Here is a 23,029-nt window from a genome sequence, read left to right on the forward strand (position 1 = left end):
TCATCCCATCGGCAGAGCGGGCCATCGCTCGGCGATCCTGCCGCCGGAAAACACCGCGATCGATCCGAACTGCTGCAGCACGGCCTCGCTCTGCGTCGGGCGCAGGAACGCGTAGTCGCCGGGCCTTGCGGTCGCGTCGGCCGGCTGGCCCATGAATTGCTGGTTCGAGGACAGGCCGAGCAGGCCGTTCGTCTTTATTCCTGAGGGAAAGACCGGCTCGGCCATCCACTTGCCGCCATAGAGATAGCAGCCCTTGCGCGGAAACCGGCCGAGCGCCTGCAGCAGGCGGGTGACGGCCGGCGGGCCGGGCAGCTTCGGCTCGACCACTTTCAGGATCGGCGTCGCGATAAAGGCCGCCGGCTGGAAGCCTTCGAGGCCGGGCGTATCGAAATCGCTCGGCAGCACGAAGGCCGAGCCCATCGACACCTCGTTGGCGGCGCTGCGATGGTGTAGCAGCGCGGTCTTGCTGCCGCCGATGTTGAGGATACGGCGCTGGTCGGCGCCGAGGCATGCGACGAAGGCGGTGGCCCGTTCCGAAGCTTTCGCCAACGCCTTGGCCGGCCCGCCGAACAGGCCGGGGATGAGCGGCGCATGCGCCTCGTAAGCCATGACGCCTTCGCAATGCAGCCGTTGATGAGCCGGCAGCGCGCCTAATGCTTTCGACAAGGCCTGCGGGCTGGCAAAGCCGCCGCGATGCAGCCCGACATCGATCTCGAAGGCGATGCGCAGCTCGACGCCGAGTTCGTCCGCGAGTGCGCCATACTCGGCCAGCCTCTCCTGGGTATCGATCAGCCAGCAGACACGCGACCAGTCGGCGTCCCCTTTCACCAGTGCCGCCCTTGCCGCTTCGACCGGCATCGGCTTGCCGTACAGTATGTCGGCGGCGGGATATGCTTTCAGCACGGCTTGCGTGATTGGTGGATGGAAGGTCATGAAGCGATTGGTGCCTAGGGCCTTGCCGATGTGCGACAGCAGCGGCAGGCAGGCGAGCGACTTGTCGACCAGCCGCACGGCAAGGCCGGCGTCAAGCCTCTCTTTCACCAGGGCAATGTTGCGGTCCAGCCGATCGCGATCGAGCAGCAGGCAGGGCTGGAAGATACCGGCTTGCTTCAACGCGTCCGAAAGAGCGACGAAATAGGCGCTCATTGGTCGATGCCGAACAGGCCGGCCATGTAGGGCGAGATGAGTCGGTTTTGCGGGTCGATGTCGCGGCGGACCGCCATGGCGTCGTCCCAGCGCGGATAGAGCTTTTTCAAGTCCGCCGCCTTCAGGCTGTGCATCTTGCCCCAATGCGGCCTGCCGCCATATTTGCGGAAGATCGGCTCGGCCGCCCGCATGAACGGCAGCGGATCGCTTGCCGCGTCATGGTGGATGGCGATCGAGCAGGTCAGCCTGTTGTGGAATGGCGAAAGCCAGAACTGATCCGGTGCGACGGAGCGAACCTCCATCGGAAAATAGACCTCGGGAAAACGCTTCTCCGTCAGCTCGATGATCTCGGCCAGCGCCTTCGGCCCCTCCTCGAACGGCAGATGATATTCCATCTCGTTGAACTTGGTCTGCCGGTCGCTGGCATAGACGTTGAGCCAGTCCTGCACATAATCCTCGGCGGGCACTTTCGCGACGGCGCCGCGGATCAGCCGGCGGCGGAGCGACGGCAGCCAGGCGAGCCCGGTGCGCAGCCGGCGCAGCGTCCTTAACCCGCCCTCGTCATCCTCGGTCGGGCGCGCGGTGGTCTCCGCTGTGCTGAAATCGCTGGCGATGAACTGCGCGTAGCCGGAAAACGGAATGTAGTAGAATTCGGCCGAACGATGCGCGGCCATCATCGTTTCGAAATCGTGCAGCATGTCGGCGATCGGCAGCACCCATTTGCGGCGCCGCAGCCGGTAGGTCGCAATGTTGTTCAGCGTCACCTCGGTCATCACGCCGAAGGCGCCAAGTGCGACGCCGACGGCATGGATCATCTGCTGATCCCCTGCCCGCTTGAAGTCGCGGAGTTTGCCAAGCCCGTCGACGATCTGCACCGTTTCAAGCTGCGTGTGGTAGGCACCGAGCGTCGGTCCAGAGCCATGCGTGGCGGTGCCGAGCGCGCCACCGATCGCCTGGCGGTCGATGTCGCCCATATTTGGCAGGCCCTGGCCGATGCCTTGCAGGATGTGCATGAGCGGGCCGAGCCGGGTCCCTGCCCGCACGCTTGCCTGATGTTTTTCGACGTTGTGCGAGACCAGCCCTTCCAGTCTCTCCAAGGACAGGATCGTGCCCTCGGATTTCACCAGCGGCGTAAAGGAATGGCCGGCTCCGACGACGCGGACCGGACCGGGTGCGGTGCGAACGAGATCACCGAGTTCGCCGGCGTCAGTTGGGGTGGCAATCAGCTGCGGTTCAGCGCTGACGTAGCCGGACCAGTTGCTCCAGGTTTTCGACATGTTGCCTCCTCAGGCAACGGCGCGGCGACGCCGCGACACGAGGATGAACAGGCCGAGCAGCGCCGCGCTGGCAATGGCGCTGGTGGCGGCGAATTCCGGCACCGGGCAAAAATCCTTGCCGTCGATGAGCAGCGACGCCGCGACCGGCCCTATCGCCAGGCCAAAAAGCTGCGCCGCCGGCACGAGCAGCACGGCGGTGCGCGTCTCATCGGCGGTGATCGCCAGCCGGATCTGGTAAGGCACGATGAACAAGAGGATGAAGCCCATGATCAAGGCGGCAACCCAGAATGTGATGAGGTCAGGTCCGCTGGCGAGGACCAGGGAGCTGACAAACGCGACGGCACCGATCGACGCGATGGCAAGGCGGTAGTCGATGCGCGCCTCGAACACGGTCGCCGTCATCGCACCCAGGACCTGAACCGCGAGGCTGGCCGAGACGATCAGGCCAACGGTGCGGCCATCGATGCCGTATTGTGCGCCAAGCGGCTCCAGAAAGGCCCACACCGCGCCGAAGAACATGAAGTAGCAGAAGACCGACAGCAGGGCGGTCATCGAAGGGACCGTCAGCACATTGGCCAGATTCTCTTCCTTGGGCAGATCGGCATAGTCAGTGGGAACGGTGAAGGCGACCGCCAGCGAGGCAACGCAGACGATGGCGAGAACGATGAAGCCGCCCGCCGACCCGGCTGCCGGGATGACATAGAGCGCCAGCAGCAGGGCAAGCGCGCATTGCGCCAGCGTTTGCATGGTGACGAAATAGCCACCGATGCGCTCGGCCCGCCGTGAGCGGGCAATGAGTTCGGTGGCGACCGCCACCAGGCCGCCCTCGGCCAGCCCGGCCAGGGCGCGAACCGCAATCAGCATGTTGGCGCCGGCGGCATAGGCCGTCCAAACATTCGCCAGCGCCAGCAGGAGCAGAAGGGCCGCACTTTTCCAGCGCATATTGTGGGCCGAAAGCAGCATCGCCACGATTGCCGAGCCGATGGCAATGGCGATCATCTCGGCGGTGGCGACCAGCGCCAGCTCATCGCCGCTGACATGGCCCTCGGTGAAAAGGGCGCCGAGCAGCACCGGTTGCAGTCCGAGGATGAGCAGGCCGACCGAACCGATCCACAGCGCCGAGGCAAGCTGCCTGCCGGTCGGATTGCCGACCAGCCAGTCGCCGCTTCCGGGGTGCCCGGTATCTGTCGAAGTCAAAGGCGCCTCCCAACGTCCTTGCCGCGCGGCAAAAAAACTGACAATCTGTCAGCATTTCAGAAGCTGATACTTGATCATATTTTTTGTCAATCAGAATTTGGAAACTCGTGCGAAAGACCCGTGCATGATGGAAGCAACGCGAACAGCCACCGAACCCAGGCGCAAACCCAAGCAGGAGCGCAGCCGCGAGCGCATCGACGCGATCCTGTCGACAACCATGCGGCTGATCGGCGAAAAGGGCATCGACGCCGTGACCATGAAGGAGGTCGGCATGCTGGCGGGCGGACCGATCGCCACCGTCTACCATTACTTTCCCAACAAGTCGGCGATCCTGGCAATGCTCTACGAGCGGTTTTCCGAGGTCAGCCGCACGCGGCTGACAGCGATCATCAGCGACATCCGCGAGGCCAAGGACGTGATCGTGGCGGCTGACCGGCTGCTTGACGACTATCACAGCCGTGTCGCCGGCGATCCGGCCATCCAGGATTTGCAGAACGCCATCCAGGCCGACAAGGCGCTCAAGAATCTCGACATCGCCGAAACCCGGCATCAAGCCAAGATGTTCTGCGACCGCGTCAGTCCCCTGCTCGCCCCCGAGAAGCGCGAGCAGTTCGAACGCATCGTTCTGCTGATCTTCCAGCTAGCCGGTGGTGTGGTGCGCTTGGCGCTTGCCGAGGGCGAAGCGGAAAGTCGGCAAACCATCGAGGATTACCGGTCGATCATCCACACTCAGTTGCGGCTCTTTCTCTAGCCGCCGCCTCATGCGAATTTCGCGTGTTTCGACAGCGTGTCGCGCCTTGACTCTGGCAGGCCGGCGGCCTATTTCAGCGCCACGTTAGCACTCGCCATTGGTGAGTGCTAACCATATGTCCGGCGTCGCCGGACGGAGGAACTGTTCTCACCGTTCTCATCGAGGAAGAAAAAATGGCAAAGTCGAAGTTCCGCCCGCTTCATGACCGCGTGGTCGTTCGCCGGGTCGAATCCGAATCCAAGACCGCCGGCGGGATCATCATCCCCGATACGGCAAAGGAAAAGCCGCAGGAAGGCGAGATCATCGCTGTCGGCTCCGGCGCTCGTGACGAAGCCGGCAAGCTTGTCCCGCTGGACGTCAAGGCCGGCGACCGCATCCTGTTCGGCAAGTGGTCGGGCACCGAAGTCAAGCTCAATGGCGAAGACCTTCTGATCATGAAGGAATCCGACATCATGGGCATCATCGGCTGATATCAGCACTTTCCGTCAACTGAATTCCCGGGCTCAATCCAAGCCCTTGCCAGGAGTTAAAAATGGCTGCCAAAGACGTAAAATTCTCCCGTGATGCCCGCGAGCGCATGCTGCGCGGCGTCAACATCCTCGCCGACGCGGTGAAGGTCACGCTCGGCCCCAAGGGCCGCAACGTCGTCATCGACAAGTCGTTCGGCGCCCCGCGCATCACCAAGGACGGCGTCACCGTCGCCAAGGAAATCGAGCTCGAGGACAAGTTCGAAAACATGGGCGCGCAGATGGTCCGCGAAGTTGCTTCGAAGACCAACGACATCGCCGGCGACGGCACCACGACCGCGACCGTTCTGGCGCAGTCGATCGTCCAGGAAGGCCACAAGTCGGTTGCCGCCGGCATGAACCCGATGGACCTGAAGCGCGGCATCGACCTGGCCGTGACCGAAGTCGTCGCGGCGCTTGGCAAGGCTGCCAAGAAGATCAAGACCTCCGAGGAAGTTGCCCAGGTCGGCACGATCTCGGCCAATGGCGACGAGTCGGTCGGCAAGATGATCGCGGAAGCGATGCAGAAGGTCGGCAACGAGGGCGTCATCACGGTCGAGGAAGCCAAGACCGCCGAGACCGAACTCGAAGTCGTCGAAGGCATGCAGTTCGACCGCGGCTACCTCAGCCCCTACTTCGTCACCAACGCCGACAAGATGGTTGCCGAGCTCGAGGACGTCTACATCCTCCTGCACGAGAAGAAGCTCTCCAACCTTCAGGCCATGCTGCCGGTTCTCGAAGCCGTCGTGCAGACCTCGAAGCCGCTGCTCATCATCTCGGAAGACGTCGAAGGCGAGGCTCTGGCCACGCTGGTCGTCAACAAGCTGCGTGGCGGCCTGAAGATCGCCGCCGTCAAGGCGCCGGGCTTCGGTGATCGCCGCAAGGCCATGCTGGAAGACATCGCCATCCTCACCGGCGGCCAGGTCATTTCGGAAGACCTCGGCATCAAGCTCGAGAACGTCGGCCTCAACATGCTCGGCCGCGCCAAGAAGGTGTCGATCTCCAAGGAGAACACCACCATCGTCGACGGCGCCGGCAAGAAGGCCGAGATCCAGGGCCGCGTTGCCCAGATCAAGCAGCAGATCGAAGAGACCACCTCGGACTACGACAAGGAGAAGCTGCAGGAACGTCTCGCGAAGCTCGCGGGCGGCGTTGCGGTGATCCGCGTCGGCGGTGCGACGGAAGTCGAAGTCAAGGAAAAGAAGGATCGCGTCGATGACGCCCTCAACGCGACCCGCGCGGCCGTGGAAGAAGGCATCGTTGCAGGCGGCGGCGTCGCCCTGCTGCGCGCTTCGGCCAACATCAAGGCCACCGGCGCCAATGCCGACCAGGCCGCTGGCATCAACATCGTTCGTCGTGCACTGCAGGCTCCGGCCCGCCAGATCGCGGCCAACGCCGGTGCGGAAGCATCGATCGTTGCCGGCAAGATCCTTGAGAACAAGGGCGCGACCTTCGGTTACAACGCCCAGACCGGCGAGTATGGCGACATGATCGCCATGGGTATCGTCGATCCGGTCAAGGTCGTGCGCACGGCTCTCCAGGACGCGGCCTCGGTCGCCGGCCTGCTCGTCACCACCGAAGCCATGATCGCGGAGGCTCCGAAGAAGGAGTCGGCTGGCGGCGGCATGCCTGGCGGCATGGGCGGCGGCGGCATGGGCGGCATGGGTGGAATGGACTTCTAATCCAGCCCCTATCAGCCTTCAGATACGGAAAGGGCGCCGAAAGGCGCCCTTTCTGTTTACGTGTACCTTAAATCGTCGCGCCTGACCGGCCCTCAGACGGCGGCATCGGCGCGTCGCCGTGCCTCTCCAGCCAGCACCGCGCCTTCAATCAGTGCCGCGACTTCGTCGGCGACCGCCTGCAACGGGGCGCGGTCGCGGGTGGCGCGCGCGATCACCATCAGCCCTTCCAGCGACGATTCGACCAGCAGCGCCAAAGCATGGGCGCGGCGCTCGGGCACCCCTGCCCTGACGAAGGCCTCTCGCAGCAAGCCGATCCATTGCTCGAAGGCCGATCGGCACAATTCGGCCAGCTCCGGCACATCGGTCGGCGAATCCAGCACCACGGGTGCGATCGGGCAGCCGAGCGTGAATTGGTTCTCCTCGAGCATGTGTCCGACCTCCTGGTAGATGTGGTGGACGGCCACTGCCGGATCCTGCTCGGCGGCCAATGCCGCGCCCAGCCTTTGCGTCACCTTGTCGACGCTGTCACGCGTCACCTCGATGACCAGTTGGTCCTTGCCGCCGGGAAAGTGGAAGTAGAGCGAGCCGCGCGGCGCACCGCTGGCGCTCAAAATGTCGTTGAGCGAGGTGCCGTGATAGCCGCGTTGCCTGAGCAGCAGTGCCGTCGTCTCGAGTATGCGGGTGCGGGTGTCGTTGGCCATGTCAACCTCTGTCAGTAGCAATCATTATAGGCCTTGCATCAAATATGACAATCGGTCTACATAATATGTAGATCAGTCTACATATTTGGAAGGTCGACATGAACACCTATCGTCTTGAAGGATCCGGCGGGACGGCATGCCTGGTGATGCGCGACGAAGCGCGCCCGGAGCCGAAACCGCATGAGATCGTGGTGCGCGTTCGCGCCACCTCGCTCAACCGACGCGACACGATGATCCTCAACGGCACCTATCCGCTGACGCCGCGCCAGGGCGTCGTTCCCCTGAGCGACGGGGCTGGCGAGATCGTCGCCATCGGCGATGCCGTCACCCGCTTTGCCGTTGGCGATCGCGTCACCGGCAGTTATTTCGCCCGCTGGGTCGACGGCCGTATCAACGCCGGGCTCATCGACCAGCTCGGCTGCACGCTGGACGGCATGTTGGCCGAATATGCCGTTCTCGACGAGCAATGGGCTGTGCGCCTGCCCGATCATCTTGACTGGCATGAAGCAGCAACGCTGACCTGCGCCGGCCTGACCGCCTGGAATGCGGTGACCGGCGCCGGAATTCCGAAGCCTGGCCAGTGGGTTCTGGTCATCGGCTCGGGCGGCGTCTCGCTGTTTGCGCTGCAGTTCGCCAAGCTGCTCGGCTGCCGCGTCGTCGCCGTCACCTCACGTGGCGAGAAGGCCGAGAGGCTGCGGATGCTGGGCGCCGACCTTGTGATCTCGACTTCGGAGATGCCCGAATGGGGTGCGACTGTCCGCGACCAGACAGGCGGCATCGACCTCGTTGTCGAAACCGGCGGCCCTGCGACATTCGCGCAATCGCTGATCGCCAGCACGCTCTACGGGCACATCGTGCTGCTGACGCTGCAGGACCAGCAAGGCAGGTCAATCGAGATGCCGGCAGCGCTCTACCAGCGCAGCCTCGCTACCATCAGCCGCCTGTTCGTCGGCAGCCGGACCAATCTCGAAGCCATGCTGCGCGCTGTCTCCCATCACCGGCTGCGGCCCGTCATCGACAAGGTCTTTGCCTTCACCGAAGCCGGTGATGCGTACCGCTATTTCCAGCAGGGCGACGTCTTCGGAAAAGTGGTCGTCGACGGCGCCTGACCCATGCATTTCTCGGAACCAGGGAGTGCAGACAATGACAATTCGTGAAGCTTCGGCCGAGTGGCAAGGCACGCTGAAGGAAGGCTCAGGACGTCGGCAGCGGTGTGTTCGAAGGCGCTTATTCCTTTCCGTCGCGTTTCGAAAACGGTCCGGGCACGAACCCGGAGGAACTGATCGCGGCAGCGCATGCGGGCTGCTTCTCGATGGCTTTGAGCGCCATACTGGGCGGCGCCAAGTACATCCCGACAAGCATCAACACGATCGCCAAGGTGCATCTCGGCGCAACCGCTGCCGGGCCGACGATCACCCGCATCGAAATTGAGACCCAAGCCGAGATCCCGGGCATTGCCCCGGACGAGTTCCAGAACCTAGCGGAAACGGCGAAAGCGGCATGCCTTGTGTCGCGCGCCCTGGCCGGGGTGGCAACCATCACGCTCAAAGCCGAGCTCGTCGCGACCGCCGCCACGCAACAATGAAATCAGGAGGATGATATGAAACAGGACAGCATCGTGACCGTTCATCCGGACGAACATTCCAGGCAGACAGCTGAAATCATGCAGCGCTTCAACGACGTGTTCCAGCTGCATGATCCGTCGGCACTGCAAGGCCTGGTCGCCGAACACTGCGTGATCGAAAACACCGTCCCGGCACCGGACGGCGCCCGTCATGTCGGTCGGGAGGCGTGCGTCCAGCTGTGGTCGACGATCGCCACTCAGCCCGGCACGCGATTCGACCTTGAGGAGACATTCATTGCGGGCGAACGGGCGACGATCCGTTGGCGCTATTGGCTCGCCGATGGCAACTCCATCCGCGGCGTCAATCTGATGCGCGTCGAGGGCGGGCTGATCGTCGAAGCGATGGGGTACGTCAAGGGATAGCCGCCCCTGACCGCTCGCCGCTACCGGTCTGCCAACGCCAGTTTTGCGCCGAGCATGACAAAGGCGCCGGCAAAGGTCCGGCGCATCCAGGTCAGCACCATTGGCCGAGACACGACATGGCTGCGGATCGAGGCGGCGAAGATGCCGTAGCCGACGAAAACAACGAAGGTCAAAAGCATGAAGACGGAGCTGAGCTCCAGCATCTTCGACAGAGCATTGGGCTCGGTGGTGCTGACGAATTGCGGCAGGAAGGCGAAGAAGAAGATCGACAGCTTCGGATTGAGCACGTTGACGAGGACGCCGGTCGCAATCACCTTGCCGGCGGAGCGCGGCGCCACATCCTGCTCGACGCTCAGGCCACCCTTCTCCTTCAGTGTGTTCCAGGCCATGTAGAGCAGATAGGCGACGCCGAGATATTTCAGCGTCTCGAAGGCAACCGCGCTTGTGTGCAGCAGCGCCGCAAGGCCGGTGATGGCGGCTGCCATATGTGGAATGATGCCGAGCGTACAGCCGAAGGCGGCGATGATCGAGGCGCGTGCGCCGCGCGAAAGGCCGGCGCTCAGCGTGTAGAGAACACCGGTGCCGGGCGAAGCCACGACGATCAGTGACGTCAAAAGAAATTCGATGCTCACGGTGGTTTCCTCCGGCGCCCTGCCCTGTTGCAGCGTAGCCAGCAAGGAGGTTGCACACAAGCCGCCGGCAGTCGTTGCCGGTGCATGTCGTCCAAAAGTGCGCACCGTTTTTTGCGACGACCTGCGCGAAAAAAGGACCCTTAAGACGTCGGCAGTCCGTGCGCCCGGCGCGCCATCAGGCAATCGTCGTCGCCCGGCATGCAGGCGCGGCAGACATCCGGGCGAACTTCGTAGATGCCGCAAGCGGTCGACTTGCCGATCTCGCCGGAGAGCGCCGAGCAGCGCACGCCATCGCAGCGCATGCCGGACAAGTTGGCCGCCACATATTTTTCCGGGATGCGATCGAGCTGGGCGTCATCCTCGGTGGAAAAGCGCGGCCACTCCGCCGAATAGGAACAGCAGGCGCCGCAGCTCTGGCAGTCGAAGACAGGGCCGGTGCTGCGTTGCAACGACGAAAGACTTGCAGCGGCCGCCAAGGCGAACAGTCCCGGCTCGGCAGGGTCGTGATCTGCGTCTTTCGGCAAGGTGTTATTTCTTCTTGCCTGTCTTGCCCTTTGGCGCATCCGCCGGCGACTTGAACAGATCGGTCGCGGCTTCGTCGGCTTTCGGCGCCGCAACCGGCTTGGCCGGTTTTGCAGCAGCTGGCGTTGCAGGCTGGTCCTTGGCGGAGAATTTTATGGCCATGTCAGTCCTCGTCGGCGAAACGCGATGATGGAGCGCGCGGATTGCGCAAGCGGCCGATCAGCGCCGAAACCGCCGTGATGTTCATTTCCTCGGGCGACCAGTTCTTCACCGCCTCGATGTGGTGGGGCGCAAGTTCGCGATGCGTGCTGCCGCTGTAGGCGGCATCCTGATAAGTCACCAGCTCATGCGTCTTGGTGTCTTCGCGGACATACTCGATCAGGTAGTTCGGGCACTCAGCCCGGCCACGCACGCCGACGCGCACCTGGGCGTCGCCATGGGCACGCTTGCAGCGTTCGAGTTTTTCCAGCACGCGCCGGACATATTCGACCGGCTTGTCGAGGCCTTCGACCATGTCGGCAATGGTCGCATCGGTCGCGATCGGAGTAGGCGGGACGCGCTTGGTGGCCATCAGCGTTTTCCGACTCGTTTCGGCAAAGCGGCGAGAGCCGCGGCCGCGGCCATCTCATCGGCCTCCTTCTCCAGGCGCTGTTCGCGTAGCCGCGCGGTCTTGGCTTCCCGCGCCTCGCTGACGGCATCGCGCTCGGAAATGATGCGGTTGAGTGACATCGACTGGGTCTGCGTCTTGCTGAACAGGGACACGGCCTGATCAGGGGCTGTCTTCGAATTGGCGGTCAAAATCTTTCTCCTGTCAGGAGCTGGTGCAGACATGGCGAGACCGGGTCTTCGGTCAGGACCACGCACAAAGCAATACGGCAGCGGATTCAAATTGCTGGAGCGTCCCTTAGCACGTTCAGGCCGACGCGCAGTGCACTTTCGGCGGCAAGACGCGCAAAATGAAAAAGGCCAGGCACCGCCTGACCTCCCCCATGAGAGCGCCGCGCATCCAATGACATCCAGAAGGATGCACAGGTGACATCCAGAAGGATGCACCAGGGATGCAAGGCAACGCCCTTCACATGCGCATGCCGTAGAAACTCAAGTCTCCGCGGCCAAGCGCCCGAATTCGCCATTCACCGGTGCCAGTACATCCGTGGTCACCGGGAAGGCTGAATTCTGTTTTCAGGCCGCCTTCAACTGGTCGGCGGACATCTTGCCCGACTTGTTGTCGCGGACCATCTCGTAGCCGAGCTTCTGGCCCTCGACGATGTCGCGCATGCCGGCGCGCTCTACGGCCGAGATGTGGACAAAAACGTCGGCCGAGCCGTCGTCAGGCTGAATAAAACCAAAACCCTTGGTGGCGTTGAACCATTTAACTGTGCCGGTGCTCATGACGAACCCTTTCCATGGCAAATATTCGTTAATCGCGGTGCGAATGCACAACGATTTTTGTCTCGATTTTTGATGGGGAAGTTCGTCAAAGGCGCGCATGCGTGCGCGGATAACAAAAGTCGGTCAAACAAATATCGACGAAATTCTTGTAGGCTTCTTTTTGCGCCTTGTCAATTTCTGGTTTAGCCGCCATCGAGATCAGGCGCAAAGTTGTCCGGCGAGAAGGAAACGAAACGCCGCCGCTCCAAAAAACCGCAACCCGCCGGGAACCAGATCGGCGCCGGTGCATTTTAGCTGTGTCGTCAGCAGTTCATGAGAGCAATCGAAGGAAAGGTTGACGGCAAAAGACGCCTCCCGCGCGATAAAAGGCGCGAGGGGCGTTTTTGTTTTTGCCCTCACATAACGGCGGTCATCATCGGCAGGATCTCGTATCGAAAGCCCAACCCGGAACGAACCGTCGGGTCCGCCTCGGTCAGCGCCCGGACGGCCGCCTCATCGACGGCACGCACGATACCGAGCCCCCAGGGACCGGCAGGATCTGCGACCGGCCCAAACAGGATGACACCCCCCTCACCCCATTTGCCGCGCAGATAGTCCGAGTGCTGCTTCATCAGTGTTTTTTCTGCATCGGTCAGGGTGAAGGCAAAGTCGGGCCGGGGCGGGATCAGCCGGCAGTGGAACACGCCTTGCGGCTTGCTGCCGGCTTCATCGGTGAGGAAAGTGGTCAGCCAGCCGAGCACGCGCTCCCAGCCGGAGCCGTGATCGCGGCATGCGCCTTGACGGACGCCAAACCCTTCATGGCGTAAGGTCAGCCGCGTTCCGGCACCCACCGCCTCGAGCATGTAGGTCACGGTGGTGACGTTGTCGCCGTCCCATGGCGCTTTCCACGTCAACACCAGAAGGTGCGGCGGCTCGACCTTGAGATACTCGCCCTGGACATGAAAGTCCTGGCCGTCGGCCCCCTTGCCTTCTGATCGCCACGCCCCGCCCGGCCGCAAGTCGGCGGTGTGTTTCGTCGTCCGGTAAAGTTCGTCCGCCCCCCACCAGAGCGGTATCTGGTCGTCCGCCGTCAACGCGCGAAACACTCGCTCGGGCGGCACCGCGATCGTCACGGTGGCGAGAATCGTGCCCGCCGACACATCGGCGATGGCGCGCGGTCTGTCGTTGTTGGCCATCATTCATTCTCCAGGTAGGATTTCAGGTTGCCTAGGCTCGCTTGCCAGAAATCGCGATAGGGCAAGATCCAGTCGGCCACGTCCTTCAACTCAGCCGGCTCCAGCCGGTAGAGCCGCTCGCGGCCATACTTCTGTTCGGAGACGACCCGCAATTCGCGCAGGACCCTGAGATGCTTGGAGATCGCTGGCCGGCTCTGCGAGAAGGCCGAGGCAAGTTCGTTGACCGGCGCTGGTCCCTGCCGCAAGCGGTCGAGGATCGCGCGCCGCGTCGGATCGGCAATTGCGCGGAAAACGGAACGGTCGGGGTCAGCCTGCGGCATAATACGTATCCATTCGTTTACGTATTATGCCGAATAGCCGTTCCGGTCAATTCCGGCTCGCGGCCGATTCCGGACGGGTTTGGAGCCTGCCTCACTCCAAGCCAGACACGCCTGGCGTCGCCGCCGACATCCGCGAGGGACAGACAGGCGCCCCTCAGCCGCATCGCCTGAAACCATATTTGCGGCTACGAGGCTCGAAGCCGCATGCCAGATCAGTCCTGTTCGTGCGGATCGGGCTCGGGCCAGGTTTCCTTGGCGGCTTCCGCGTACCAGTGACGCATTGCAGGCGTGGAAAGCACCGCATCGACATAGGTTCTGATATCTGGCGCCAGCGTGCCGCCATAGGTGTCGAAGCGGGTGACGATCGGCGCATACATGGCGTCGGCCGCGGTGAAATGGCCGAACAGGAACGGGCCGCCCTTGCCGTGTCCTTCCCGGCACTCGCGCCACAGGGCCTCGATGCGCTCCCGCTGCGCCTCGCCCTCAGCGTCGAGAGGCTTGTGGCCTTTCGGGCGACGCAAATTCATCGGCCAGCCATAGCGGACCTCGCGAAAACCGGAATGCATTTCGGTCGCCACGGAGCGCGCCAGCGCGCGGGCGCCGATATCGGCCGGCCAGAGATTTTTCTCGGGAAACAGGTCGGCAAGATATTCAAGGATGGCAAGAGTTTCCCAGATGATCCTGCCATTGTGATTCAAGACCGGCACCAGCCCGGTCGGCGAAATCTTGCCGAGATTGGCAGCGGTCTCGGGCGTGCGCAGCCGCACGAACCCTTCCTCGAAGGGAATCTCCAGATGCTTCATCGCCACCCAGGGCCGAAGCGACCATGAGGAGAAGCACTTGTTGCCGATATAGAGTGTGAATTCAGCCATTTTTCTCCCCGCGCGCACGGTTGTCCCGACGTCCTTTTGGCCTGCGCGACATCGCAGCCTAGCCTGCCAGCCTTACCGCCGAAAGCGGTTGCGTAACTTTGATCCGCGGCTGGGGAAGCTTGGAACCTAACCGACGCCGGCTCGTTAGCCTCCGCGGACGAATTCCCCGAATTCAAACTCCCAGGAGATGCGGAAAATGGTGAACAAGGATCAGGTCGCGGGCATGGCCAAGCAGGTCAAGGGCTCGGTCAAGGAAGCTGCCGGCAAGGCGACCGGCAACAGGCAGACCCAGGCCGAAGGCACGGCCGACAAGATCGCCGGCAAGGTGCAGAAGGCCTATGGCGACGTGAAGGACAAGGTCAAGAAGGCGCTCTGATCCCCATCGGGTATCGCTTTGCCTGGGAAAGGCGGCCGCCAGGGCCGCCTTTTTCATGTGCTCCAGTCCTTGCTGAAGGCGTTGGTGAAGGCGACCTCGCCATGATCACCGGTCGCCTCGCCCAGTACTACGTCCATGGCGTCGCTAGTCACCCTGGCCAGCGCGAAGCCACCCATATAGGCAGCCTTCGGCTTGATGAGGTCGAGCCCGTCGCCGCGGTAGATCAGCGGTGTGTCGTGCTTGTGGCCGTGGAAAATGGCGACGACATTGTAGCCCTTCAGCGCCGCCAGCAGGGCCTGCCGGTCGGCCTCGCTCCACCAGTGCGGCGCGCCGGCACCGCCATCGTCATACGTCCTTTTGGCGGCATCCCACCGTTCTATCGAGAAGGTGTCCCAGCCATAGTGCTGGAACAGGATGACCGGGCGGCCATCCGCAGCGTAGGTGGCCAGATCCTGCTTCAGCCATGGCAGGCCGCTGTCGGCGCCGTGGCCGGTGTCGCCGGCGAAGCGATGCGTCTGAACAAGATGCAGGCCGCCCCAGTCCCAGGAATAACAATCGGTGTCGACGTCGTAGTCGGTGGCCGGCACCGGCGGCTTGAAGAACACGCCGGCGCGGTGATTGACCTCGACATAGTCGCGCATTTCGCGCCGGTACCAGTCGACATGATGCGGCGGGCCGTTCTGGTCGAGATCGTGGTTGCCGAGCCCGACATAGACCGGCACGTGCACGCGATCGGAACCGACACCTTGCTGGTAGCGCTGGCTGAACTGGAGCAGTTGGGTGCCCTCGCTCGGCTGGGTGATCTGGCCGCCGCCATCGTCGGTGATGTCGCCGCCGACGACGAGGCCAAGCGGCGTGCCGATACGGCTACCGGCGGAACGCAGACCGGTGGCGACGCCGTTGATCTCGGCCGGCCAATCCTTGTCGCCGAGGGCGTTCAGCGCGGCGATGTTGCGCAGCAGCGCGGCGTCGGTCTTGCCTTCCTTCAGGCAGTTGGGGCTCAAGCCGCTCGCCATGTGACAGGCATGGACATCTGCGATGAACAGGAAGGTGGCGTCGATCGGCTGGACGCGCTGCCCGGTCTGGCTGCGTGCCGGGCACGACATCACGCCGGCCGCGGCAAATCCCGCGGCCTGGGCCAGAAAGCTGCGTCGAGAAAACAAACCAGGCGAGCGGCGATTCATCATGAGGTGAATTTCAGCATGGAGAGCGGCCGGCCGTCCAGTTCAACGCGCGGCATCGCGATAGCAGCGTGAATGAGCAAGCTCGATCACGTTTCGGGATCATTTCCTAGGCCTCACCCAGCGCCGGCAGGCAGTCGCGCAGAACACCCGCATCCTGCGCCGCCTTGGCCATCGACATGGCGCCGGAATAGGTGGCCACGGCAAGTGCTGCAAAGCGCTTCGGGTCGGTGCCTTGCTCCCTGCCCGCATGCTGGTCGGTCCTGACCTTGTCGGCGATCGCCTGGCGCCATGCCGAAAAGATGCGGGCAAGTGCCGTCCGGAAATCGGGATCGGCGAGCGACAGTTCATGCGCCAGATTGTTGAGCGGGCAGCCGCGCACGAAACCCTGTTGTTCCAAATCCGCCGCCACGGCCTCGAACACCGCGCGCACACCCTCGCGTGCCGAGGCCGCCGCCCGCACCGGCGCGATCCATGTCGCTTCGACCGCTGCCGCCACACGCTCGTCGATCACCGCCAGCGCCAGCGCCTTCTTGGTCGGGAAATGGTGATGCAGCGCGCCGCCGCTGACACCTGCCGCCGCCATCAGGTCGCCGAGGCTGGAGGCATGATAGCCGCGCGCCTGAAACGCCGCCTCCGCGACATCGAGCACCTTGTTGCGCATGCCTTCGGGGTCGTTGATGCGTTTTCGCGACCGAAGCCTCGGTCGCGTTCTGATCTCTGCTGACATTGCCGAACAATAGCATGTTGACAAAACAGGACAACCGGTCTGTTTATAAACAGGACGATCACCCTGTTTTTTGGAGACTGACGGATGAACCTGCCCCTGAATGCCACGCCGCAACCCGCGGCGCTCGCCTCGCCTGTGGTCGAGCTGCGGCAATACACGCTGAAGCCCGGCAAGCGTGACACGCTCATCGACATCTTCGACGGCAGACTGATCGAGGGCCAGGAGGATGCCGGGATGACCATCATCGGCCAGTTCCGGGATCTCGATCGTCCGGACATGTTCGTCTGGATGCGCGGCTTCGACGGCATGGACGCGCGCAGGGATGCCTTAACCGCCTTTTATGGCGGGCCGGTCTGGGCGGCGCATAGCAATGCGGCCAACGCGACAATGATCGATTCCGACGATGTGTTGCTGCTCAAGCCGGCATGGCCAGGCGCCGGTTTCGACCTCTCGGGCACACTGCGGGCAGGCTTGACCGCCGACAAAAAATCAAGCCGGAACAAGCCCCTGTCGGCCATTGTTGTGATCCGGATTCATCATTTGCGGCCAGGCGCCGAGGGCATTTTTGCCAGTCGCTTCGAGACCGAAATGGCGCCGCTGATGACCGCACCCGGCGCGCGCGTGCTCGCCACGTTCGTTACCGAGCATACCGAAAACAGCTTTTCGCGCCTGCCGGTACGGGCCAGCGAAGACGTCTTCATCAGCGTCATGGGATTTGACAGCCCGCAAACACACGCCCGCCACGAGGCCACGCTGGCCGGTTCGGCTGCATCGCAGGCGTTTTGGCAAGCGGTCCGGCAAGATCTAACCAGACCAACCGAGACTTTACGTCTGTCCCCGACCTCGCGTTCGCGGCTTGGGTAACGGTCCGCTTGATCAGGGATAGTGATGGTGCCTAAGCCCGGCAGAACGTGCCACCGGCACGCGCATTGTTCGGGCGCTAATCGAACCCGAAACTCTTACCGATGGCGTTGGCAACAAAGGCCGGATCCTCCCAATGAGGATTGTGGCCACACTCCTCGGCGTGCACGAGGCTTGCCCCAACAAGGGCATCCAACAGCGCCCGCTGATGCGCCTCGCCGAACAGCGGGTCGTGCTCGCCGGCGATGATCAGCGTTCGAGCCTGCACGGCTCGCGCCAGGTCACTCAGATCGGTGCGGCGAATTTCCTTCAGGGTCGCTTGCCAGCGTGATGCCGGCATCTCCGAGGCGTCTTTCGCCAGGCCTGCGAGGAAGGGCTCGGGCACGCCAGGCCGGCAGGCATGCCACCAGGCATAGAACGGGTCGACCGGCGATATCGGGTCGCGCAGAGCCTGAACGCCCATGACCAGTGGATGGTTCTGCGCCAGGTCGGGCTTCAATGTGCCGGCCAACAACACCAGCCCGCCGATGAGCTCGTTATGCCGCGCAGCCAATGCGATAGCCACCATAGCGCCTAGCGAATGGCCGACGAGCACCGGCCGGTCAAGTCGCAAGTGGACGATCAATCCGGCAATGTCACTTGCGAAATCGGCGATGCGGCAACCTTCGCCAGTTTGCGACCCGCCGTGGCCGCGCAGATCCGGCATGATCAGCCGACGTCCGGCCAGATGCGGCGTCAGTAGCGAAAAGCTGCGGCTTGTGTCAGTGAAGCCGTGCACCAACAGCAGCGCCGGCTCGGCGCCGGCGACCTCGACATAGGCAATGTCGAGATCGCCGCTATTGACGAATTTCTTGCGGCCAGCCCAGCCGTCCTGTTCCGCCCAGCCATTCGGAAAGGCATCAAATGCTGCCGGTCTCACAGGCCAAGCTTTTCCTTGAGCGCGGCAAGGCCGGGCTTGCCGTCGAATGTGGTGACCCCGGCAAGCCAGGTGTCCAGACGATCCTTGTTCAGCTTGATAGCCTTCAGCCCCGCCTCTTCCGGCTTCATGCCGTCATTGATCAGGTAGCCCATGCCGACATTCTCGAAATCGATGTCAAAGGTGAGGTTTTTCAATAATTGCCCGGCATTCGGGCACTGTTGCAGATAGCCCTTGCGCACTTGCGTGGTCACCGTCGCGGCGCCGAGGTTGGGGCCATAAAATTTGTCGCCGCCGGTGAGATATTTGAAATCGTACATCGTGTTCATCGGATGCGGCGCCCAGCCCTGGAAGACGATGAACTGCTTTTCCTTGATCTCATAGCCGACCTCCGACAGCATGCCGGCTTCGCTCGACTCGACGACCTGCCAGCCGTCTAGGCCAAGCGAGGGATCGGCAATGGCGTCCATCATCAGCTGGTTCGAGCCGGGCTCGATGCCGTACATTTTCTTGCCGAACTTGTCGGCGAACTTGTGCAGGTCGGCAAAGTCCTTGACGCCGGCGTCCCAGACGTAGGTCGGCACGGCGAAGGTGTATTTGGCGCCTTCCAGATTGACGCGCACGTCTTCGACCGAGCCATCCTTCTTGTAGGGTTCGTAATAGGTGACCATGGCCGGGTTCCAATAGCCGAGGAACAGGTCGAGATCGTTGTTTTTCATGCCTTCATAGATGACGTTGATGCCCAGCACCGAACTCTGTGGCTGGTAGCCGAGTGCACCCAGCAGGACATTGGCAACGCCGGTGGTGAAGGCCAGATCGTTCCAGCCGGGTTCGGCCATACGGACCGCCCTGCACTGTTCGGCCTCGGCCGCTTCGGCCGCAGAACAAGCCAACGCCAGGGCAGCGAGACAGACGCCATTCGCAAGGATGCGGAACATTTCGGTTCTCCTCATTTTTCGAAAATTGACCAATTGGTCTTTTTATTGTCCCATTGGTCAATAGTTGATCTGCGCGGACGAAAATGTCAATGTGGAATCGCAATGCATGGATCGATCCGGTGAAACTCAAGCGTCTCAGCGAGATACGCCGCAAGGAACTGCGGCAGGCGGCGTTCGCGGTGCTGGAGCGCGAAGGCATTGCCGGCGCGACGCTGGAAAAGGTGGCGGCCCAGGCCGGCGCCTCGAAGGGAATCGTGCTGCACTATTTCCGCAACAAGCAGGAATTGTTCGAGCACGCGATGCGCGAAGCCAACGCCGTCCTGTGCCAGGCGGTGATTGCGCGCCTTCGCCGGGCGATCACCCCGATGGAGCGCATGGATGCCGTGATCGAGGGTAATTTCGAACCGCATCTTTTTCAGCCGCCTCTGTGCCATGCCTGGCTTTCGCTCTGCGCCGAGGTGCCGCGCGACGAGAAGATGGCGCGTATCCAGAGGGTGATCCACGCGCGTATGCGCTCGAACCTGTTGTCCGGCCTGCGCGGCCTTGCCTCGCCGGCGGATGCCGACGACATTGCGCTTGGCGTCACAGCGCTGATCGACGGGCTTTGGCTGCGGCTCGGCCTGCAGCCGGGCAGCGTCTCGCGCGAACAGGCGGTCCGCCAGGTCAAGAATTATGTCGCGGGACGGCTCGCCATTCGGGAACCCGTGATCGACGGCGCCTAAATCGACACTGGGCACGATGGGCCGGCTGTTCCACGCGGGAATGCCAGCGGTCGAAGTTCATACCTTGGGATAGGCCGTTGGCTTGACCGCGGTCGCTTATATGCGGTGCTCTCGCGGTGGCCAAAGCTGCCTCGGAGCGTCCTATGAGACTTCATAACAAGCGCGCGCTGGTTACCGGCGGATCGGACGGCATCGGCCTTGCGATCGCCGAGGCCTTTTCGCGTGAAGGTGCGGACGTCCTGATCGTCGGCCGTGACACCAAAAAGCTCGACGCCGCGGCCAAGCACCTCGGCGGCAATGTCGAGACGCTGTCGGCCGATCTTGCCACCAGCGTCGGCATCGAAGGCGTGGCCGGGTACGTGAAAAATTCCGGTCGGCCGCTCGATATCCTCGTCAACAATGCCGGGGTGGCTTTGTTGGTGCCTGTCGAGACCGTCAGCGAGGAGCAGTTCCAGCAATCCTTCGCGCTCAATGTAACGGCGGTGTTCTTTCTCACCCAGGCTCTGCTGCCGCATCTGGCAGCAGGCGCGTCGGTGATCAACATCTCGTCCTATTTCGCCAACAAGATGATCCCGAGGCGGCCGTCGAGCCTCTATTCCCTGTCGAAGGGCGCGGTGAACTCGCTGACCAAATCGCTGGCCTTCGAACTCGGGCCGCGCGGCATCCGCGTCAATGCCATCGCGCCCGGCACAAGTCGACACCGCCATGCGGCGCAGCACGGTCGACTACCTGCCGGCCGAGGCAAAGGCGGAGCTGACGGCCTATGTCGAGCGGAGCTATCCGCTTGGCCGCATCGGCCGCCCCGACGATCTGGCCGGCATCGCGGTCTATCTCGCCAGCGACGAGGCCGCCTGGACCAGCGGCGGCGTCTTTGCGATCGACGGCGGCTACACGGCCGGGTAAGCGTCCCGGCTCTCCCATCGAGGGGCAAGCGCTTCAACCGATTTGCATCCGTCCTGCCCGCAATCTCCGCTTGAAGCCGTTTGTGCAACGCGATACCCGTTGCCGACTTCGACAAGGAGAGACCCGTGACCGCTGCAAAGACCAGAACCGAAACCGACACGTTCGGCCCCATCGAAGTCGCCGCCGATCGTTATTGGGGGGCCCAGGCCCAGCGTTCGCTCGCGAATTTCAAGATAGGTTGGGAGAAGCAGCCGGCGTCGATCGTGCGCGCGCTCGGCATCGTCAAGCGGGCCGCGGCGGAAGCCAACATGGAACTGAAGCGGCTCGATCCGGCGATCGGCAAGGTCATCGTCGAGGCAGCGCAAGAGGTTATCGACGGCAAGCTCAACGACCATTTCCCACTGGTCGTCTGGCAGACCGGCTCGGGCACGCAGTCCAACATGAACGCCAACGAAGTGATCTCCAACCGGGCGATCGAGATGCTGGGCGGCGTCATGGGCTCGAAGAAGCCCGTGCATCCCAACGACCACGTCAATATGAGCCAGTCGTCGAACGACACCTATCCGACCGCCATGCACATCGCGTGCGCCGAGCGCATCGTGCACGACCTGTTGCCGGCGCTGAAGCACCTGCACAAAGCCCTGGACGCCAAGAGCCGGGCTTTCGCCCACATCATCAAGATCGGCCGCACGCACACGCAGGATGCAACCCCCCTCACCCTCGGCCAGGAATTTTCGGGCTATGCCGCGCAGGTCGCTTCGTCGATCAAGCGCATCGAGCTGACGCTGCCCGGCCTGCAGGAGTTGGCGCAGGGCGGCACCGCCGTCGGCACCGGGCTCAATGCGCCCGTCGGCTTCGCCGAGAGGGTAGCGGACCGCATCGCCGCCATCACCGGCATCGCCTTCGTCACCGCGCCGAACAAGTTCGAGGCGCTGGCCGCCCACGATTCCATGGTGTTCTCGCACGGCGCCATCAACGCCTGCGCCGCCGCCCTGTTCAAGATCGCCAACGACATCCGCTTCCTCGGTTCCGGCCCGCGTTCGGGCCTCGGCGAACTATCGCTGCCGGAGAACGAGCCGGGCTCGTCGATCATGCCGGGTAAGGTCAATCCGACCCAGTGCGAGGCAATGACCCAGGTCTGCGTGCAGGTGTTCGGCAACAATGCCGCGCTCACCTTCGCCGGCAGCCAGGGCCATTTCGAGCTCAACGTCTACAACCCGCTGATGGCCTACAACTTCCTGCAGTCGGTGCAGTTGCTCTGCGACGCTTCGGTCTCCTTCACCGACAATTGCGTCGTCGGGATCGAGGCGCGCGAAGACAACATCAAGGCGGCACTCGACCGCTCGCTGATGCTGGTGACGGCACTGGCGCCGACCATCGGCTACGACAATGCCGCCAAGATCGCCAAGACCGCGCACAAGAAGGGCACCACCTTGCGCGAGGAAGCGCTGGCCACCGGGTTGGTCAGCGAAGCCGACTACGACCGGCTGGTGCGGCCGGAGGACATGACGCACCCCGGGTAAGACATTTGGCGACGGGAGAATTTACTCGTATCACGACCTCACTCGACGCGAATTTTGCGTAAGCCGCCCGATCACGGAAACGTAAGTACTGTGAACAATGTGTCGCCAATCTGGCGGCTTTGGTGAACAGTCAGCTTGCTCTATCTGGGTTGCATTGAACCCTTCCCAGAGAGAGCCACCATGTCCATCAACACTTCAGTCGCCGGTTCCGGCGCTTCCAATGCCTCAGCCACCATCCTCCTCGGTCGCGTCCTGCTTGCCGCCATCTTCCTGCTTTCAGGTTTCGGCAAGCTCACCGCGATCGCCGGCACAGCCGGTTATTTCGGCAGCCTTGGCCTGCCCGTACCGACCGCGACGGCCATCATCGTCGGCCTGATCGAGCTTCTCGGCGGAGCCGCCATCCTTGTCGGCTTCCAGACCCGGATTGCCGCCTGGGTGCTCGCTATCTTCACCGTCGCCACAGCGCTGGTCGCCCACACCGGCTGGGCCGATCAGATGCAGATGATCAACTTCCTCAAGAATCTGGGGATTGCCGGCGGCTTCATCGTGCTGGCCACCTCGGGTGCCGGCGCCTACTCGGTTGATGCCAAGCGCGGCTGAAGCCAGAAGCAATCAGAGAAAAGAGGGGCGCGGAATTTTCCGCGCCCCTCTTTCGTTGTCTGTCCATGCATCCCAGCGAACCAGTTCCTGCTAGGATCGTGGCGTCGGGATGGGGAACG

At 63.0% G+C, this 23,029-nt stretch carries 28 protein-coding genes and 1 pseudogene; 12 read left to right on the forward strand and 17 right to left on the reverse strand.

Translation table 11 applies throughout. The annotated features are described in order from the left end of the window. Genes CGZ66_RS18045 through CGZ66_RS18055 form a run of 3 tightly spaced genes read right to left on the reverse strand, consistent with a single transcriptional unit; the run spans position 1 to position 3,620 of the window. A complete protein-coding gene (locus tag CGZ66_RS18045) occupies positions 1-1,146 on the reverse strand; it encodes an alanine racemase (protein ID WP_095086064.1) in 1,146 nt (381 codons plus the stop codon). Next, on the reverse strand, positions 1,143-2,423 hold the full coding sequence (locus tag CGZ66_RS18050; protein ID WP_095086067.1) for a D-arabinono-1,4-lactone oxidase: 1,281 nt from the start codon (positions 2,421-2,423) through the stop codon (positions 1,143-1,145). The genes CGZ66_RS18045 and CGZ66_RS18050 overlap by 4 nt, the downstream gene beginning before the upstream one ends. A gap of 9 nt (positions 2,424-2,432) precedes the next feature. Beyond that, positions 2,433-3,620, reverse strand: coding sequence for an MFS transporter (locus CGZ66_RS18055; protein ID WP_095086070.1), 1,188 nt, complete (start codon positions 3,618-3,620; stop codon positions 2,433-2,435). A 124-nt stretch (positions 3,621-3,744) separates the two neighbouring features. Between CGZ66_RS18055 and CGZ66_RS18060 the strand changes: the two genes are divergently transcribed. The 3 genes from CGZ66_RS18060 to groL all read left to right on the forward strand — a co-directional run bounded on the left by CGZ66_RS18060 (position 3,745) and on the right by groL (position 6,559). Continuing rightward, a complete protein-coding gene (locus CGZ66_RS18060) occupies positions 3,745-4,371 on the forward strand; it encodes a TetR/AcrR family transcriptional regulator (RefSeq protein ID WP_095086073.1) in 627 nt (208 codons plus the stop codon). Positions 4,372-4,544: 173 nt separating this feature from the next. Further along, positions 4,545-4,841 (forward strand): co-chaperone GroES, encoded by a 297-nt coding sequence (gene groES / locus CGZ66_RS18065; protein ID WP_006203049.1) that lies wholly within the window; start codon positions 4,545-4,547, stop codon positions 4,839-4,841. A gap of 62 nt (positions 4,842-4,903) precedes the next feature. Continuing rightward, a complete protein-coding gene (groL, locus tag CGZ66_RS18070; RefSeq protein ID WP_095086076.1) occupies positions 4,904-6,559 on the forward strand; it encodes a chaperonin GroEL in 1,656 nt (551 codons plus the stop codon). Between the two features lie 92 nt (positions 6,560-6,651). Here the strand turns inward: groL and CGZ66_RS18075 are convergent, their stop codons facing one another. Then, complete coding sequence (locus tag CGZ66_RS18075) at positions 6,652-7,260, reverse strand: TetR/AcrR family transcriptional regulator (protein WP_095086079.1); 609 nt, start codon at positions 7,258-7,260, stop codon at positions 6,652-6,654. 98 nt (positions 7,261-7,358) lie between these two features. Here CGZ66_RS18075 and CGZ66_RS18080 point away from each other — a divergent pair, with 98 nt between their 5' ends. From CGZ66_RS18080 to CGZ66_RS18090, 3 genes and pseudogenes are all read left to right on the forward strand, one after another. Further along, entirely contained in the window at positions 7,359-8,369 is a 1,011-nt protein-coding gene (locus CGZ66_RS18080; protein WP_095086082.1) for a zinc-dependent alcohol dehydrogenase family protein, read from the forward strand. A 34-nt stretch (positions 8,370-8,403) separates the two neighbouring features. Further along, positions 8,404-8,845, forward strand: a pseudogene (locus CGZ66_RS18085) (OsmC family protein). A gap of 15 nt (positions 8,846-8,860) precedes the next feature. Further along, complete coding sequence (locus tag CGZ66_RS18090; RefSeq protein WP_095086084.1) at positions 8,861-9,247, forward strand: nuclear transport factor 2 family protein; 387 nt, start codon at positions 8,861-8,863, stop codon at positions 9,245-9,247. 20 nt (positions 9,248-9,267) lie between these two features. Here the strand turns inward: CGZ66_RS18090 and CGZ66_RS18095 are convergent, their stop codons facing one another. From CGZ66_RS18095 to CGZ66_RS18135, 9 genes are all read right to left on the reverse strand, one after another. Then, positions 9,268-9,879: a LysE family translocator gene (locus tag CGZ66_RS18095; protein WP_095086726.1), complete on the reverse strand. Its 612-nt coding sequence runs from the start codon at positions 9,877-9,879 to the stop codon at positions 9,268-9,270. Positions 9,880-10,019: 140 nt separating this feature from the next. Beyond that, positions 10,020-10,403, reverse strand: coding sequence for a YkgJ family cysteine cluster protein (locus CGZ66_RS18100; RefSeq protein WP_095086087.1), 384 nt, complete (start codon positions 10,401-10,403; stop codon positions 10,020-10,022). A 4-nt stretch (positions 10,404-10,407) separates the two neighbouring features. Next, the gene (locus tag CGZ66_RS18105) at positions 10,408-10,563 is read right to left on the reverse strand and encodes a hypothetical protein (protein ID WP_095086090.1); all 156 of its coding nucleotides are present in this window, start codon (positions 10,561-10,563) and stop codon (positions 10,408-10,410) included. A 1-nt stretch (position 10,564) separates the two neighbouring features. After that, positions 10,565-10,972, reverse strand: a complete 408-nt coding sequence (locus tag CGZ66_RS18110; protein ID WP_095086093.1) for a hypothetical protein — start codon at positions 10,970-10,972, stop codon at positions 10,565-10,567. Then, positions 10,972-11,199 carry a hypothetical protein gene (locus CGZ66_RS18115; protein WP_095086096.1) on the reverse strand — a complete coding sequence of 76 codons (228 nt, stop codon included), beginning with the start codon at positions 11,197-11,199 and terminating at the stop codon, positions 10,972-10,974. The genes CGZ66_RS18110 and CGZ66_RS18115 overlap by 1 nt, the downstream gene beginning before the upstream one ends. A gap of 384 nt (positions 11,200-11,583) precedes the next feature. Further along, entirely contained in the window at positions 11,584-11,793 is a 210-nt protein-coding gene (locus CGZ66_RS18120) for a cold-shock protein (protein WP_010915421.1), read from the reverse strand. Between the two features lie 395 nt (positions 11,794-12,188). Then, positions 12,189-12,971 carry an SRPBCC domain-containing protein gene (locus CGZ66_RS18125; RefSeq protein WP_245331137.1) on the reverse strand — a complete coding sequence of 261 codons (783 nt, stop codon included), beginning with the start codon at positions 12,969-12,971 and terminating at the stop codon, positions 12,189-12,191. Further along, positions 12,968-13,288, reverse strand: coding sequence for an ArsR/SmtB family transcription factor (locus tag CGZ66_RS18130; protein WP_095086102.1), 321 nt, complete (start codon positions 13,286-13,288; stop codon positions 12,968-12,970). Before CGZ66_RS18130 ends, CGZ66_RS18125 begins: the two co-directional genes overlap by 4 nt. Positions 13,289-13,500: 212 nt before the next feature. After that, positions 13,501-14,160: a glutathione S-transferase family protein gene (locus tag CGZ66_RS18135; RefSeq protein ID WP_095086105.1), complete on the reverse strand. Its 660-nt coding sequence runs from the start codon at positions 14,158-14,160 to the stop codon at positions 13,501-13,503. A 187-nt stretch (positions 14,161-14,347) separates the two neighbouring features. On the opposite strand from CGZ66_RS18135, the gene CGZ66_RS18140 reads away from it, so the two are divergent. Continuing rightward, positions 14,348-14,536 carry a CsbD family protein gene (locus tag CGZ66_RS18140; RefSeq protein ID WP_167392156.1) on the forward strand — a complete coding sequence of 63 codons (189 nt, stop codon included), beginning with the start codon at positions 14,348-14,350 and terminating at the stop codon, positions 14,534-14,536. A gap of 53 nt (positions 14,537-14,589) precedes the next feature. Here CGZ66_RS18140 and CGZ66_RS18145 read toward each other — a convergent pair whose 3' ends face one another. Together CGZ66_RS18145 and CGZ66_RS18150 are read right to left on the reverse strand one after the other, a co-directional pair. Further along, a complete protein-coding gene (locus CGZ66_RS18145; RefSeq protein WP_095086112.1) occupies positions 14,590-15,723 on the reverse strand; it encodes a metallophosphoesterase in 1,134 nt (377 codons plus the stop codon). Positions 15,724-15,826: 103 nt separating this feature from the next. Further along, a complete protein-coding gene (locus CGZ66_RS18150) occupies positions 15,827-16,381 on the reverse strand; it encodes a TetR/AcrR family transcriptional regulator (RefSeq protein WP_167392157.1) in 555 nt (184 codons plus the stop codon). Between the two features lie 150 nt (positions 16,382-16,531). On the opposite strand from CGZ66_RS18150, the gene CGZ66_RS18155 reads away from it, so the two are divergent. After that, positions 16,532-17,311 (forward strand): NIPSNAP family protein, encoded by a 780-nt coding sequence (locus CGZ66_RS18155; protein WP_095086115.1) that lies wholly within the window; start codon positions 16,532-16,534, stop codon positions 17,309-17,311. Positions 17,312-17,387: 76 nt separating this feature from the next. Here CGZ66_RS18155 and CGZ66_RS18160 read toward each other — a convergent pair whose 3' ends face one another. Both CGZ66_RS18160 and choX read right to left on the reverse strand, forming a co-directional pair. Then, positions 17,388-18,227, reverse strand: a complete 840-nt coding sequence (locus tag CGZ66_RS18160) for an alpha/beta fold hydrolase (protein WP_095086119.1) — start codon at positions 18,225-18,227, stop codon at positions 17,388-17,390. Further along, positions 18,224-19,162 carry a choline ABC transporter substrate-binding protein gene (choX, locus tag CGZ66_RS18165; RefSeq protein ID WP_095086123.1) on the reverse strand — a complete coding sequence of 313 codons (939 nt, stop codon included), beginning with the start codon at positions 19,160-19,162 and terminating at the stop codon, positions 18,224-18,226. Before choX ends, CGZ66_RS18160 begins: the two co-directional genes overlap by 4 nt. Before the next feature lie 83 nt (positions 19,163-19,245). Between choX and betI the strand changes: the two genes are divergently transcribed. The 4 genes from betI to CGZ66_RS18185 all read left to right on the forward strand — a co-directional run bounded on the left by betI (position 19,246) and on the right by CGZ66_RS18185 (position 22,910). Then, positions 19,246-19,884, forward strand: coding sequence for a choline-binding transcriptional repressor BetI (gene betI, locus CGZ66_RS18170; protein WP_095086126.1), 639 nt, complete (start codon positions 19,246-19,248; stop codon positions 19,882-19,884). Positions 19,885-20,027: 143 nt separating this feature from the next. Then, positions 20,028-20,861, forward strand: coding sequence for an SDR family NAD(P)-dependent oxidoreductase (locus CGZ66_RS41750; protein WP_245331138.1), 834 nt, complete (start codon positions 20,028-20,030; stop codon positions 20,859-20,861). A 51-nt stretch (positions 20,862-20,912) separates the two neighbouring features. Next, positions 20,913-22,310, forward strand: coding sequence for a class II fumarate hydratase (fumC, locus tag CGZ66_RS18180; RefSeq protein ID WP_095086732.1), 1,398 nt, complete (start codon positions 20,913-20,915; stop codon positions 22,308-22,310). A 180-nt stretch (positions 22,311-22,490) separates the two neighbouring features. Continuing rightward, positions 22,491-22,910, forward strand: a complete 420-nt coding sequence (locus CGZ66_RS18185; protein WP_095086128.1) for a DoxX family protein — start codon at positions 22,491-22,493, stop codon at positions 22,908-22,910. The last annotated feature ends 119 nt before the right edge of the window (positions 22,911-23,029 follow it).

The sequence above is a fragment of the Mesorhizobium sophorae genome, from assembly GCF_002270415.1.
Lineage (GTDB): Bacteria > Pseudomonadota > Alphaproteobacteria > Rhizobiales > Rhizobiaceae > Mesorhizobium > Mesorhizobium sophorae.